General features: G+C 64.6%; 10 protein-coding genes. 4 read left to right on the forward strand and 6 right to left on the reverse strand.

Features of this window, described 5'->3' with window-relative positions; all coding sequences use genetic code 11:
- Window positions 1–115: 115 nt before the first annotated feature.
- The 5 genes from EWM57_RS02705 to EWM57_RS02725 form a co-directional block, all read right to left on the reverse strand.
- On the reverse strand, window positions 116–2,983 hold the full coding sequence (locus EWM57_RS02705; RefSeq protein ID WP_129919593.1) for a TonB-dependent receptor: 2,868 nt from the start codon (window positions 2,981–2,983) through the stop codon (window positions 116–118).
- A gap of 122 nt (window positions 2,984–3,105) precedes the next feature.
- Window positions 3,106–4,440 (reverse strand): MFS transporter, encoded by a 1,335-nt coding sequence (locus EWM57_RS02710; protein ID WP_129919594.1) that lies wholly within the window; start codon window positions 4,438–4,440, stop codon window positions 3,106–3,108.
- 228 nt (window positions 4,441–4,668) lie between these two features.
- Window positions 4,669–5,946 carry a sensor histidine kinase gene (locus EWM57_RS02715; RefSeq protein WP_129919595.1) on the reverse strand — a complete coding sequence of 426 codons (1,278 nt, stop codon included), beginning with the start codon at window positions 5,944–5,946 and terminating at the stop codon, window positions 4,669–4,671.
- Window positions 5,947–6,160: 214 nt separating this feature from the next.
- Window positions 6,161–6,841, reverse strand: a complete 681-nt coding sequence (locus EWM57_RS02720; RefSeq protein ID WP_129919596.1) for a response regulator transcription factor — start codon at window positions 6,839–6,841, stop codon at window positions 6,161–6,163.
- 67 nt (window positions 6,842–6,908) lie between these two features.
- Window positions 6,909–7,601, reverse strand: coding sequence for a uracil-DNA glycosylase family protein (locus EWM57_RS02725; RefSeq protein WP_129919597.1), 693 nt, complete (start codon window positions 7,599–7,601; stop codon window positions 6,909–6,911).
- Between the two features lie 126 nt (window positions 7,602–7,727).
- Between EWM57_RS02725 and lpxK the strand changes: the two genes are divergently transcribed.
- The 4 genes from lpxK to EWM57_RS02745 all read left to right on the forward strand — a co-directional run bounded on the left by lpxK (window position 7,728) and on the right by EWM57_RS02745 (window position 11,978).
- Complete coding sequence (lpxK, locus tag EWM57_RS02730; RefSeq protein ID WP_129919598.1) at window positions 7,728–8,783, forward strand: tetraacyldisaccharide 4'-kinase; 1,056 nt, start codon at window positions 7,728–7,730, stop codon at window positions 8,781–8,783.
- Complete coding sequence (locus tag EWM57_RS02735) at window positions 8,776–10,761, forward strand: putative porin (protein WP_165370388.1); 1,986 nt, start codon at window positions 8,776–8,778, stop codon at window positions 10,759–10,761. The genes lpxK and EWM57_RS02735 overlap by 8 nt, the downstream gene beginning before the upstream one ends.
- A 38-nt stretch (window positions 10,762–10,799) precedes the next feature.
- Window positions 10,800–11,435 carry a tRNA-(ms[2]io[6]A)-hydroxylase gene (gene miaE, locus EWM57_RS02740; RefSeq protein WP_129919600.1) on the forward strand — a complete coding sequence of 212 codons (636 nt, stop codon included), beginning with the start codon at window positions 10,800–10,802 and terminating at the stop codon, window positions 11,433–11,435.
- An 87-nt stretch (window positions 11,436–11,522) separates the two neighbouring features.
- Window positions 11,523–11,978, forward strand: coding sequence for a hypothetical protein (locus EWM57_RS02745; protein WP_129919601.1), 456 nt, complete (start codon window positions 11,523–11,525; stop codon window positions 11,976–11,978).
- Between the two features lie 100 nt (window positions 11,979–12,078).
- Here EWM57_RS02745 and EWM57_RS02750 read toward each other — a convergent pair whose 3' ends face one another.
- A complete protein-coding gene (locus EWM57_RS02750; protein ID WP_129919602.1) occupies window positions 12,079–13,923 on the reverse strand; it encodes a glycoside hydrolase family 2 protein in 1,845 nt (614 codons plus the stop codon).
- Window positions 13,924–14,068 lie beyond the last annotated feature (145 nt).

Consider the following 14,068-nt stretch of genomic DNA (forward strand, 5'->3'; position numbering starts at 1 on the left):
CAGCCCTCAAGCACTGGCCTAGTTTGGAAGGATAGCGGGTTGAACTCGTTGCAGCGATAAAGCCAAGTCCGCTATTCTGCCTCGCCCGGCAGCACCCAAACACTGGCCGACTGGCCTAGAAGGTCAGCGTCACGTTGGTATAGTAGTACGCGCCGTTGAAGCCGAACTGGGCCACGTTGCGGGAATACGGAATTTCGCCGTTGGAGTAGCTCGCAAAGCGGCTCGAATCCACCTTGTCGGGGTACACGTTGGTCAGGTTGTTGGCGCCTACGGTCAGGGACACGACCTTGCTCGGAGTATACACGGCCGAGAGGTCGAACAGGGTTTTGCCCCCGAACTTCTGGCTGATGTGGGGTACGTAGACGGTCGTGGCGTTGCTGCCGGTGCCCACGGTGCGGTTGGCAGGCTTCTCGAAGGCCGTCACGGCGCCGAAGTAGGTGGCGCGCGGCGTGAAACTGAACTTGCCGATCTGGTAGGTGGCCGACAGCAGCACCTTCTGCCGGGGCTGGGCCCGCTCAATGAGCCCGATGCTTACGGTGTCAATCAGCAAAATGGGCTTTACGGTGCCCGCCTGCAGGGCCGCCGGCGTGGCCGCCGTCGAGACGAGGTTGGTGGCGTTGAAGGTCAGGGCCAGGCTGGCCGTCAGGCGCTGCTGCTCCCCAAGCTCCGTCTTGTAGGTCGACACCACGTCGATGCCGCGGGTGCGGGTGTTGATGGCGTTGGTGAAAAAGCGGATTTCGCTGATGTTGTCGAAGGCCGGGGTTTGCAGGGCCTTGATGTCGGACTTGATGAGCCGCTCACTGTTGATGATGCGGTCCTTGATGTCAATCTGGTAGGCGTCCACGGTGAAGAGCAGGTTGTCGCCGGCCTGCACGGCGGCGCCCAGGCTGTAGTTCCAGGAAGTTTCGGCCTTGGGGTCGGCCACGCCCAGGGGCTTGAGGCGGGCGTCGTTGTTGCGCAGCTGCTTGGTTTGCACGATGGCCCCGGCCTGCACGGTGGAGGTGGTCACGCTGTTGAAGGTCTGCTGCAGGGAAGGCGCCCGGAAGCCCCGGTTGATGGACCCGCGCAGGGACACGTTTTCGGTCACCTTGAAGCGGCTGGCCAGCTTGCCCGACACGTTGGAGCCGAAGTCGGAGTAGTTTTCGTAGCGCAGGGCCGTGGTCAGCAGCAGGCGGGTGGTGATGTCGCTTTCCACGTCGGCGTACACGCCCACGTTGCGGCGGGTGGTGTTGGTTTCGTCGTCGGGGGCAATGCCGGGGCGGCCGCTGGAGCCGGGCGCCTTAGCCGTGCGGGCGGGGGAGCCGGGCGTGGCCGGCGCCGCCAGGGCAAACGGCCCCACGAAGTACGATTCGGCGCTGCCCCGCTCCAACTGGAACCGATCCACGCGGAACTGCCCGCCAAAGGCCACGTTGAAGGATTTCACCCCGAACCGGTCGAGGTAGTTGCGCGACACGTTCACCTCGCTGGTGCTCTGCCCGAAGGCGCTGCGGCCCACGTAGAAGTCGGTCGGCGAGTCGGCCCCCATCGAAGGGTTGGCGGTTTTGTTGGCGTACAGGTCGAGGTAGTTGTAGCCGTAGCCGGTGCTAAAATCCAGGTTCCATTGCCCGGCCACCTTGCGGCTCAACCCGACCACGGCCGAGTAGTCGTCGGAGCGGCCGGGCAGCTCGGGCAGGTAGCCGTTGGGCTGCACGGGGCTGTAGTTTACGTTGTTGGGTTGGGCATTGCGGAAGAAGCCGTAGGCCAGAATGTCCTTGCGCGAGACCCCGCCGAAGCTGTAGGCCGTCCAGCCCGAGCCGCCCACGGGCAGGCCCAGGTTGTAGAAGCCCTGGTAGATGTCGGCCTGGTTGCTGCCGTACACGCCCACTTTCAGGGGCTGGCCCACGGGCGGGTACACGCCGGCCTTGGCCCGGGCGCTGTTTTCGGCCTCAATCTGGGCGTCGGTGGGGCGGGCGGGCAGGGCCGGGAAAGCCGTGTAGATGCCGCCCACGTAGTTGTCGGAGCGGTTGGTCTGGCCCTGGTGCTGGTACTGCAGGGTCATGTTCAGGTAGCCGGGGTGCTCCTTGCCCAGCTTCACGCCGTAGTTGGCCCCGGCCAGGTACTGGGCCCCGTCGCCTTCCTGGGTGATGCCGAACTGGCTTTTGACGGTGGCCACGCCGGTGCTGCGGTTCAGCCCCAGGTTGATAACGCCGGCAATGGCGTCGGAGCCGTACTGGGCCGCCGCCCCGTCGCGCAGCACCTCAATCCGCTCGATGGCCAGGGCCGGAATCGAGTTCAAATCCGTCACCACCGTGCCCGAGCCCACGGTTACGTTCAGGTTCAGGGCCGAAAACTGGTGGCGGCGCTTGCCATCCACGAGCACCAGCACCTGGTCGGGGGAGAGGCCGCGCAATGAGGCCGGGTCGGCGTAGTTGGCCACCCCGTTCACGCCGGTCTTGGCCGAGTTGAACGAGGGCGAGTTGAACTGCACCTGCTGGCCCAGGTCGGTCTGGCCGGTGAGCTGCAACTCCTTGGCGTTGAGCACGTCGACGGGCATGGGGCGCTCCACGTCGGTGCGGGGCAGGCCGCGGGAGCCCACCACCGTCACGTCGCCGAGGTCGGTGGTGCTGGTTTCCAGGCGTAGGTCGATGGTGGTCCGCTGGCCCACAACCACCTGCTGGGCTTTGAAGCCGATGGCCGACACGGCCAGCGTGGCGCCGGGCTTGACGGTGAGCGTGAAGCGGCCGTCGGCGTCGGTGCTGGTGCCGTTGGTGGTACCTACTTCCACCACCGTGGCGCCGGGAATCCCGGCCCCGTCGGCGCCGGTGATGCGGCCCTTCACGGTGCCGTCAGCCGGGCGGCGCAGCTCGGTAGGCGCAGCGGGCAAGAGGCTCAGACCATGGGCGGTAGCTGCGCCGGGCAGGGCCAGCAGCAGCAGCAGTGCCTGGCCCGGGCGCCCGGGCCGCCGCAGGGCGGAGAAGGAGAAAAAGCGTAGAGAAGAGGTCATGGGAGGGATTTGGGGGTTGGAAAAGAGCGGAAAGCCCGGGCCCGCCAACCGGGCAACAAAGCCAGGCCGAGCCGGGGAGGGGAAAGCAGGAAGAGCAGGAAAAGTAGCGAAGCCGGCAGCACTCAGGCCGGAGGATGGCCGTCGTGGTCGTGGTAGGAGGTGCGCTGGGTTTCGGTCATCAGCAAACTCACTACCAGGGAAATGGCAATGCAGCCGGCCACGTACCAGTAGAAGTAGGCTTCGTGGCCGATGCCCTTGCACCAGAGGGCAATGTACTCGGCGGTGCCCCCGAACACGGCCACCGTCAGGGCGTGGGGCAGACCGATGCCCAGGGCCCGGATTTCGGTCGGAAACAGCTCCGACTTGACCACCGCGCTGATGCTGGTGTAGCCGCTGACCACCACCGAAGCCAGCAGCAGCAGCCCCAGGGCCGGGGCGGGCCGGGTCACGTGGCTCAGGGCCGTGAGCAGCGGTACGCTGCCCAGGCTGCCCAGCAGTCCGAACCCGATGAGCAGGGGCCGCCGCCCGATACGGTCGGCCAGGGCTCCGAACCCGGGCTGCATGGCCGCAAAGCCCAGCAAGGCCAGAAAGCAGGTGTTGGTGGCCGCGCCCCGGGTCATGTGGGCCGTATTGACCAAAAACTTCAGCATGTAGGTCGTCAGCGTGTAAAAGGCCAGCGTGCCGCCCACCGTCAGGCCGATAACCTTGAGCACCGAGCGGGGGTAGCGGCGCAGTACCTGCAGACTGCCGCGCTGTTCTTCGGGCACCTGCTGCTGGGCCACGAAGGCGGCGGTTTCGGTCAAGTGTTGGCGCAGGTACAGGGCTACCACCGACAGTAGGGCGCCCACCACGAACGGAATTCGCCAGCCCCAGGCCTGCAACTCGGCCTCGGTGAGCAGCACCTTCAGCAGCACCAACTGGATGCCTAAGGCCAGCAGCTGGGCCCCAATCAGGGTGAAGTAGAGGAAGCTGGAGTAAAAGCCCCGGCGGCGGCGGGTGGCCGTCTCGCTCAGGTAGGTGGCCGACACGCCGTACTCGCCGCCCACGCTTAAGCCCTGCAGCAGCCGGGCCGTGAGCAGCAGAATGGGGGCCACGATGCCCACGGTCTGGTAAGTGGGCGTGAGGGCAATGAGCAACGAGCCCAACGACATGAGCAGCACCGACAGGGTCATGGACTGCTTGCGGCCGACTTTATCGGCAATGCGGCCGAACATCCAGCCACCGATGGGGCGCATCAGAAAGCCCAGGGCGAAGATGCCGGCCGTTTGCAGCAGCTGGGCGGTGGTGTCGCCGGAGGGAAAAAAGGAAGCGGAGAAGTACAGGGAAAACGCCGAGAAGACGTACCAGTCGTACCATTCTACCAGGTTGCCTACCGACCCGCTGAAGATGGCCAGCAGCCGGCGCCGCGAAATCTGCTCGGGGGCAGCGGCGGCAACGGGTGGGGCGAGCAGGACCATGACGGGTGGGCGTGGGTGGGAAGGAGGAGTCGCGAAAAGTCAGCGTATCCCGCTGGCTCGATTCAAATGAACACCCCGATTTTGAAGAATTTTTATAGGAAAGTTGTGGGGAGTATGAAATTTAACGCCCGGCAGGTGAAGCATGCCATTTCCACGCCACCCGGGGTGGTTCGGCTACGCGGCCGCCAGCTCAGGCATGACCGCCTTTTTCGCAACTGTTCACGCCGCTCACGCCGGCTCGGGGGCAAACTCCACGCGCAGACAGTGCCAGCCGTCGGCGTAGGTGTAGGCCAGGTGATGGTGGTAGAGCGCGCCGATGCGCTGCACGATGGCCAGGCCGATGCCGATGGAGTCGAGGGCGGCGTTGCCTTTTTTGAAGCGCCCAAACAGCTCGGCCACCGGCAACGAGGGCGGCAGGCCGGTGTTGCGCAGCTCCAGGGCGGCCGGGGTGAGCGTAACCCGGATTTCACCCCCGGGCAGGTTGTGGCGGATGGCGTTGCTAAACAGATTGTTCAGCAGCAACTGGGCCAATGATTCGTCCAGGGGCACGCGCACGTCGGGTGCCACGTGCTGGGTGGTGCGCAGCTCCTTCATTTCGGCCAGGTCGGCGAAGGCCGCCTCGGTGGCGGGCACCAGTTGGCTCAGGTCGGTGAGGGGGGCCGGGTGAGTCTCGTAGTGCTCCAGCTTGGCCAGCAACGTCAGGGCCTGGTTGATTTTGGCCAAGCGCTCCAGCTGGTCGTGGATGGTGGTGAGCATGCGCAGCTGCTGCGGGGTCAGCTCCGAGTCCATGATGAGCAGCTCGAGCTGGGCCTTCATGCTGGCAATGGGCGTCTGGAGCTCGTGGGAGGCATTTTCCGAAAACTCCTGCAGGCCCTGGTAGTCGCGCTGGGCCTGGCGGGTCATGCGCATCAGAAACTCGTTGAGCACGTTGAACTCCAGCGTGCGGCTGGGCTGCAGGTGGATGGTGGTTTTCTGGCTGAGCTGAAACCGCTCGATGCCGCGCAAAATGGCGTTGAACGGCTTCAGGATGTGCCAGGAAATTACCTCGCTCAGAATCACGACCAGAGCCAGCAAAAACACGAACGTCCAGGCAAAAACGAGCATGATGCCGGTCAGGTACTCGTCGCTGGGCCTGACCACCACGGCCTGGCTGGTGAGGCCGTAGCGCTGCCCGCCGACGCGCGGATACGTGGTCAGCCGCACCACGCTGGCCGAGGATTGCAGGGCCGGTACCCACTCGTCGCGCACCTGCACCAGCTGGTCGGGGCCGGCCGGGTCGGCGGGGAGCAGGCGGCGAATCCGGACCTGGGTCCGGGCCGGGTGGCCGGTATAGTCGCGGCCGCTGGCCAGCTGCCGGGCCACCAGCGCGTTGAGGTGGCGCAGCTTGCCGACGGTGGTCTGGGTCACGCTGCGCGACATGGCCCCGTACACAATCGTGAATCCTACCGCCAGCACAAACAGCGTAATCACCGCGTAGGCAATGGTATAGCGGTAGTTGAGCTTCATGGGACAGGCGGGGAAATTGTGAGGTGGTGAAATTGTGCGTTTGACGTTCGGCTGGCGCGACAGGCGCCACGGGCCTAGCGGCGCCGTTAGGAGTAGGAGATGGTACCAACGTGGGTAGGCGAACTGTCGGCGCCGCTGGCACCACTAGCGGCGGCAGGGCAAAGCCGCGCCGCCGGAACAGCTCACAATTTCACCACTTCACAATTTCACCGCTTCACTCCGGGGCGTTGAGCTTGTAGCCCAGGCCGTAGACGGTGCTGATGTAGTCGCGGCCGCCGGCGTCGGTGATTTTCTTGCGCAGGTTTTTCACGTGCTGGTACACAAAGTCCACGCTGTCGAGGTTGTCGGTGTAGTCGCCCCAGAGGTGGGCGGCAATGGCCTGGCGGGTGAGCATGCGGCCCTTGTTGTTGATGAAGTAGAGCAGCAGGTTGGTTTCCTTGCGCGTGAGGCTGAGCAGCTTGCCGTTGGCCCGGCACTCCATCGACTCCAGGTCGGCGGTCAGGTCCTGGAAGGTGAGGACGTTGTTTTTCTGGGGGCTGCGCCGGCGCATGATGGCCTTGATGCGGGCGTGCAGCTCGGGCAGCGGAAAAGGCTTGGTGATGTAGTCGTCGGCGCCTTCGCTGAGGCCGGTGAGCTTGAAGTCCAGCGCGTTCTGGGCCGAAATGATGAGCACGCTGCTGTCCACGCCTTCCTTGCGCAGCAGCTTGAGCAGGTTGATGCCGTTGCCGTCGGGCAGCATGATGTCGAGCAGCAGGCAGTCGTAGCGAAACAGGGCCAGCTTCTCGCGGGCCTCGTCGAAGGTGGTGGCCACCTCGCAGATGTAGTGCTCCTGCACGAGGTAGCTGGCAATGCTACGGGCCAGCTCGGGGTGGTCCTCAACTAACAATATCTTCATAGGGCAGCAAAGCGGTGGGCGGAGGCTAAATGTAGTCAAACCCGCCGAAGCTGCACCGTAGGCCCGGCTAAACGCCGCCGGCCCGGATTTCGTCCAGCACCGCCGCGTAGCGGGCCACGTGCTCAGGAAGTTCCCGGCGCTTGTACTGCATCAGGTAGCGGGGATGGTCGAGAATGTGAATCCGGTCGAAGAGCTGCAATTCTTGGTTAAAGCGGGTCAGAAACTGCCCGTTGCGCCGGCCCAGGCACACGGCCACCCGGCGGTGCAGACCCACCTCCAGCACCTGCCGCTGCAACGACAGCCGGATATCGTCGGCCAGGGCCCGGGTCAGGGCCGGGGCGTCGTAGTAGTTGTAGTTCAGGCCCTGGCGCAGCAGCACGAGCGGGTAGAGGGAGCCCAGGAAGAAGTCCTGGTAAAACGCCGCCGGCCCGCCCATGGCCGCAATAACCTGGTACACGAACTGGCTGGAAATTTCCCGGTTCTGGGGCAGCTCATTCGCAATACCGCAGTCCTGGGCCAGGGCCACCGGGTCGGTGAAGGCCACGCCGGTGCGGCCGTTGCCGAGGCGGCCGGGGTTGATGCCCAGCAAGGCCACCCGGGGCTGGGCGCCGGCGTAGTAGCGGTGCGCAAACTCGGTCAGCAGCTCCCGCGGGCCGGGTTCCCGGTACGGACTCACGGCCTGCACGCCGTCGGGCAGCGGGGCGGCGGGCAGGGGAAACTCGGTCAGAAAGCGCAGCAGGCGGTCGGCGAAGGAAGACATAGATTCGGTAGGAGACCTTGGCCATACGCAGGACGTCGGACGGGCGCCGCGTGGGGCGGGGCAAAATCTTTCCTACCTTCGGGAAGTAGGCGTACTTTTGCGGTTCCGCGTTTTTGCCGCCATTTCATGCCCCACCCGCTCGCCTTTCTGCTGCTGCCCTTCGCCTGGCTCTACGCCGCGGTGATGCGCGTGCGCAACTGGCTATACGACAGTGGGCTGAAGGAATCGACGGCGTATGCGCTGCCCGTCATCAGCGTGGGCAACCTGCGGGCCGGGGGCACGGGCAAAACGCCCCACGTGGCCTGGATTATCGCCGAGCTGCTTCGAATGGGCGAACAGCCGGCGGTGCTGAGCCGGGGCTACGGCCGCCGCACCCGCGGCTACCAGCTGGCCGATGCCGCCGCCACGGCCGCCACCATCGGCGACGAGCCCCGGCAGCACTACCAGGATTTTGGCGCCCGGGTGCCGGTGGCCGTGTGCGAAGACCGCCGCCTGGGCATTGCCACGCTGCTGCGCACTCAGCCCGCGCTGACGGCCATCGTGCTCGACGATGCCTACCAGCACCGCCGGGTGCGGCCGGCGCTCAATATTCTACTCACCGAGCAGCAGCGGCCTTTCTACCAGGACTACGTGCTGCCCGTCGGCCGCCTGCGCGAAAGCCGGGCCGGCGCCGCCCGCGCCGACGTGGTGGTAGTCACGAAGTGCGCGCCTGACTTGCCGGCGGCCGACCAAGACAGCATTGCCGCCCGCATCCGGCGCTACGCCGGGCCGCGAGTACCGGTGTTGTTTTCCGCTTACCATTACGGCGCGCCGGTGGCCGTGGGCGGGCAGGCTGAGCCCGCCGGGTCCCACATTCTGCTGCTGACCGGTATTGCCCAGCCCGGCCCCCTGCGCGACTACCTCACGGCGGCCGGCTACCGCATCAGCCACCACGCCGCCTTTGCCGACCACCACGCCTTTACCGCCGCCGACCTGGCCGCCGTGGCCGGGCAATTACAACCCGGTCAGAGCGTTTTTACCACCCAGAAGGACGCCGCCCGCCTGCTGGAGCCCGCGCTGCGGGCTGCCGTGGCGGCGTTGCCCGTATTTTACATTCCCATCGAAGTCCGGTTTCTGGCCGACGGCGCCGCCCGCCTTCACCGCCTGCTCCCGCCTTTATTTCAGCCCCAAGCTGTTGTCTGACCTGCTGCTGCTCCTGTCCCTGCGCCTTTTCCGGGCCCGCCGCGCCTTCCTGCTGGGAGGGCTGCTTCTGCTGCTGTTGCCCCTGAGTGTGCGCGCCCAAATTGTGGACGACTCCACCAAAGTGCTCTACGGGGCCAAAACCACCCGGGTGCTCTACGAGTCCGACATCCTGCGCGAGCAGTACGAGGGCCGCGTGATTGACACGACGCTGACCTACCTGCACCAGCAGCGCAACTGGTTTCACGACAGCACCTTTCAGCAGGACCTGGGCAACGTAGGCACGGCCTCGCGGCGGCTGCTCTGGCAAACCAACACCCGCCTGGGCGCCCGCCTGGGCCGCACGGTATTCGACAAGTACACCCGCGACGCGGCCGACGTACCTTTTTACGACACCAAGTCGCCCTACACGTTCTTTCGCTACGATCAGAGCAGCGCTGGCGAGCAGGTGTTTGAGCTGTCCTACAGCCGCAGCATCGGGAAGCGGGCCAACGTGGGGTTTGCCTACGAGCGGTTTGCCTCCAACAAAATCTTCAACACCAACGGGCGCGAGAACTTTGCCGAGCACAACAACCTGCTGTTCTTCACCCGCTACCAGAGCACCAACGACCGGTACCACGCCCTGTTCAGCGTCAGCACGTCTCGGCACATTGTGCCCGAGCAGGGCGGCATTCGGCCCTCGGCCCTCGACGTGGCCGATGAGCTCTACCCCAAAAACCTGTTTGACTACGGCAAGGAAAACATCTGGCTGCCCCGGGCCCTCAACCGCGACGACCGGGACCAGGTGCGCCTGACTCATACGTACCGCCTGCTGGGCCGGGGCCTGACCGTGTACCACACCGCCGACTGGCGCCGCCAGCAGAACAAGTTCACCGACACGTTTACGGCCGCCGTGCGCGACGGCCAGGGCAATCTGCTGTTTTATCCGCCGCTGCCTTTGCAAAGCAACGAGGGCACCGACGACCGGGCCGAGCTGCGGCAGCTGGAAAATACCCTGGGCCTGCTGGGGCGCACGCCGGCCGTGGAGTACCGGGTGTACGGGCGCTACCGCAACGGCACGCTGGTGACCCGCACCCGCCGCGGCGTGCCGGGCGTGGAGGTGCCGGCTCTGCCCGACTATTCCTTCGGCCAGCTGTTTGTGGGCGGCACGGCAGCCTTCCGCTACCGCCAGCTGGTGGGAGTGGAAGTGGCCGGGGAACTCAAGCCCCTCGACGTGAAACCCGACTTCACCTCCCAGAAGGCCGAGTACTGGCTGCGCGGCACGGCCCGGCTCGGACCCCTGAGCGGGGAGCTGCTCACCTCCTCGTACGCGCCCACGCTCACTCAGCAGCAGTTCAGCGGCAACCACTACGTCTGGGGTCCCGACAACGCGTTTTATCCCACCGACTTCCGCAACACCAGCGTGGAGCAGCTCACCGGCCGCCTCGACCAGCAGGTGGGCACGCAGCGCTTTGAACTGGCGGCCAGCGTGGTCAACATCCGCAACTTGGTGTACTACGCCCAGGATGCCCGGCCCCGGCAGCTCGACGACGCCAAGCGCCTGCTCATTGGCACGCTGCGCCACCGCCTGCAGTTCGGCCACATATTCACCGACAACCAGGCCACCTACACCTATAGCGCCGACGAGCGGGGCGTGCGCTTTCCCAAGCTCGTGTCCAACAGCAAGGTGTACTACCAGAGCTACATTTTCAAAAAGGCGCTTTTCAGCCAGGTGGGCGTGGAAATGTACTACCAGTCGAAGTTCCGCGGCTACGCCTACAGCCCCAGCACCCAGCAGTTTTACCTCCAGGACCACTTCACCATCCGCAATTACCCGCTGGTGGACGTGTACTTCAGCGCCGACATCAAGACCGTGTCGCTGTTCCTGAAAATGGCCTACGTCAACCAGTTTCTGCCCGAAAACGGCTACTTCGCCACGCCCTACTACTCGGGGCTGCCGCGCCGCTTTCAGTTCGGCATCCGCTGGCAGTTCTTCGACTAGCGGCCACCGTCATTCCTAACCGTTCGATTTCTACGCCCATGCAACTTCAGTCCGAGCTTCCTTCCGGTTCTTCCGAGCCCAAGGAAAAGACCATTCTCAAGCTCAAGCTCAACACCGACCCGCGGTGGGTGAATATTGCCAGCAAAAACATCGAGGATATTCTCGTCGACCACGCCTACTGCGAGCAAAAGGCGGCCAGCACGGGCATCTCGCTTATCGTCAAGTACCCCGAGAAAACCCGGCTCGTGGATGAACTCACCCTGCTCGTGGCCGAGGAGTGGGCCCACTTCGAGCGGGTGCTGCTCGAGCTGCGCAAGCGCGGCTTCGAACTAGGCCCCCAGCGCCGCGACGAGTACGTGGTGCAGCTCATGACTCACGTGCGCCGCGGCGACCACCGCGACCGGCAGCTGATGGACATGCTGCTCGTATCGGCGTTGATTGAGGCCCGCAGCTGCGAGCGGTTCAAACTGCTCTGGCAGCACATTCCCGACCCCGACCTGAGCAAGTTCTACTACGAGTTGATGGTGTCCGAAGCCGCGCATTTTGTGGCCTACGTGGATCTGGCCAAGGAATACCGCGACCCCAAGGAAGTGGATGCCCGCCTGCAGGAGCTGCTGCGGATTGAGGGTGAGATTATTACCAGCCTGCCGGTCCGCGACGACCGGATGCACTAAGTATAGATTCTACTGTATATTATTTAACCAAGAAGAAATTGATTGCCATAGCTTGCGCACTCATTATTCTCTAGTACTTTTCCGATTATGAAAGCGTTGTTTCTCTCCCTGTTGCTCGTCTGCTCCGCTACGTTTGCCTTCGGCCAGGCCGATAAAGTTGATTTTTGCGGCCAGCAGTACGCCGTCCCCGCCGATGCCAGCCTGCTTTCCCCCTACGAGGTGAAAGGACCCGATTTTGGCCTGACGCTGCTCTACGTGAACTACGCCGACTTCCGCAACGGGATGCCGGCCGAGTTTCTGAAGCAGCGCATGAAAAAAATGAAGAGCAAGGAAATGCAGGAAATAACCTGCTTTATCCAGGAGGCGCCGGCCAAGGCCTACAAATTCAGCTACCGCACCGAAACCGGCATGGCCTACGAACTGCTGGCCTACGGCGTGACCAAGGGGCAGCCGGTCGTGATTCAGCTCGTAACCGAAATTGACCCCTACAAAAGCGCGGAAATCCCGGCCTTCGCCCGGCAGTTTGTCCGCCTCGAAAAATAGGCCCCTCCCGGTGTATCGGCCGGTGTAGTAAGTCCCGCAAAAAGCCCCGCCGGTACTATCCGACGGGGCTTTTTGCGGGATAATCTGCTGCGCTAGGGCCTTACCGGTCGGTGGCCGGGCGCGAGTGCAGCACGCCTTCCGGCACCGACAATTCCCCGGAGTGCGGGTCGATGATGCCGTTGCGCTCATCCTCGATGTTGGTGGCCTGGGTGTAGACGTCGCCGGCAATGGGGCGGGCGCGCAGCTCCTGCTTGAACTGCCGGATTCGCTCGGTGCGTTCTTCCCCGGCCTGGGGTCCGCCGTAATCGGCAAAGCCGAAGCCGCCCCACTCACTCACAATCAGGGGTTTCTGGCGCCGGTAGAAAAAGGCGTCGCCCACAATCAGCGGGTAGGCCGCCGTGCCTACCATCTCGCCGCGCACCAGCCGGTCGAGCAGTTCCTGCCAGCGGGGCAGGTCGGGGGTGTAGAGGTGGGCCGTGAGCAGGTCCGACTTCAGGCGTCCTTCCTGGGAAATGTGGTGCCAGCCGTCGTTGTCGACCACCAGAAACTGCGGGTGCTCGATCTGCATGAAGTGGTAGGTTTCGGTGATGTAGCGCCGCGTTTCGGGGTTGGTGGCAATGTCCTGGCAGCCCCAGTCCTCGTTGTACAGACTCCAGATAACCACCGAGGGGTGGGACTCAATCAACGCCAGCATGCGCAGCAGCTCCTCGCGGTGATTTTGGCGGCTGCGCGGGCTCGAGGTGTGGGGGCTGGGCACTTCCACCCAGAGCAGGAGCCCGAGCTCGTCGGCCAGGTTGTAGATGCGCGGGTCGACGCCGGCAATGTGGACGCGCACCAGGTTGCAGCCCAGCTTCTGCATGGCGTGCATGTGGCGCTGCATTTCCTCGTAGGTGGCCGTGCCGGGCTGGTAGAGGATGCCGTCGAGGTAGGTGGGCTCGTTGTTGAGGTACACGTGCCGTCCCCGGGACTCAATCTTGCGCAGACCGAAGTGGGTCTCGATCTGGGCCGCGTAGCCGTCGGCATCGACAAGCTCGGCGACCAGCAGATACAGGTTCGGCGCTTCCGGCGACCAGAGCTTGGCCCCGGGCATTTCCTGCACCACGCGCTGCTGCTTCTGCCCGGCTTCGAGGCGCAGCGGGAATTCGGACGTGAACAGCGGGGGCTGGTGGCGGCCGCCCCGCTCAAACACGCGCACCCGCAGGGTATAGTGGCCCGGGTCGTGCACGCGGGTAGTCAGGTTGAAGCGCACGAGCTGATCTTCCACCACCGAGTCGACGCCGAGGCGGGAGCGAAGGCGGTTGCGCTCCACCATTTCCAGCCACACGCTGCGCACGGCCCCGCTGTAGGTGTGGTACCAGATGCCGCCGCGCTTGTAGATGTGCGACTCCTGCTTGCCGCGGGTGGTTTCGGCGTCCATCGTGTCGGCAATGCGCACGGTGAGGCGGTTGACGAGGTGCAGGTTTTCCTCGCGCAGCTCGTAGGAAAACGAGGTATACTCGCCGTAGTGAACGTCTTCGCCCTCAATGGTGCGCAACTGGCGGCCGTTGAGCCAGACCTGGGTTTCGTAGCCGCAGGCCCCGAAGGTGAGCTGGAACATGGACCGCGTCAGGGGCTCCTCAATTTCGGGCAGGGTAAACTCCCGCTCGTACCAGACCACCACCTTGTCGTGCCAGAGGGTGGGCTCGGTCACATCCCCCTTGGTTTGGGCCAGGTGGGTTTCGATGGAGCCGGGCCACTGCACCGCGTGCTCGTAGCGGTGGCCCAGGTGCCAGCCGTCGCGCAGGCCGCTGTCGTCGGCATCGACGGCAAACTTCCATTCGCCATCGAGCAGAAAGTGGTTGTTGAGCCGCAATACGGCCCGGGGAAGCGGGTTAATCGAGTCGGTGGGGGCCAGGGGGGCTTCCAGGCTGCCCGAGAGGCTGTAATTGGTGTGTTCAGAATTCATGCGCAAGGGGTTAGGCGGAACTCGCTACTGCCTGCTATACGGGTTTGCGCGCGAAAACGGCCGGCCCACAAAATGGCCCCCACCGACACCAGTCAGCGGGGGCTTTGTGTGGGGAAGCCCAAGCCGGGCTATTCTCAACGCCCAA

This window comes from Hymenobacter persicinus (assembly GCF_004167665.1).
GTDB lineage: Bacteria > Bacteroidota > Bacteroidia > Cytophagales > Hymenobacteraceae > Hymenobacter > Hymenobacter persicinus.

Excerpts from the sequence above, each read along its gene's own strand:
- lpxK (WP_129919598.1), top strand. The coding sequence starts at position 7,728 with ATGCCCCACCCGCTCGCCTTTCTGCTGCTGCCCTTCGCCTGGCTCTAC.
- EWM57_RS02745 (WP_129919601.1), top strand. The coding sequence starts at position 11,523 with ATGAAAGCGTTGTTTCTCTCCCTGTTGCTCGTCTGCTCCGCTACGTTT.
- EWM57_RS02750 (WP_129919602.1), bottom strand. The coding sequence starts at position 13,923 with ATGAATTCTGAACACACCAATTACAGCCTCTCGGGCAGCCTGGAAGCC.
- EWM57_RS02705 (WP_129919593.1), bottom strand. The coding sequence starts at position 2,983 with ATGACCTCTTCTCTACGCTTTTTCTCCTTCTCCGCCCTGCGGCGGCCC.
- EWM57_RS02710 (WP_129919594.1), bottom strand. The coding sequence starts at position 4,440 with ATGGTCCTGCTCGCCCCACCCGTTGCCGCCGCTGCCCCCGAGCAGATT.
- EWM57_RS02720 (WP_129919596.1), bottom strand. The coding sequence starts at position 6,841 with ATGAAGATATTGTTAGTTGAGGACCACCCCGAGCTGGCCCGTAGCATT.
- EWM57_RS02715 (WP_129919595.1), bottom strand. The coding sequence starts at position 5,946 with ATGAAGCTCAACTACCGCTATACCATTGCCTACGCGGTGATTACGCTG.
- miaE (WP_129919600.1), top strand. The coding sequence starts at position 10,800 with ATGCAACTTCAGTCCGAGCTTCCTTCCGGTTCTTCCGAGCCCAAGGAA.
- EWM57_RS02725 (WP_129919597.1), bottom strand. The coding sequence starts at position 7,601 with ATGTCTTCCTTCGCCGACCGCCTGCTGCGCTTTCTGACCGAGTTTCCC.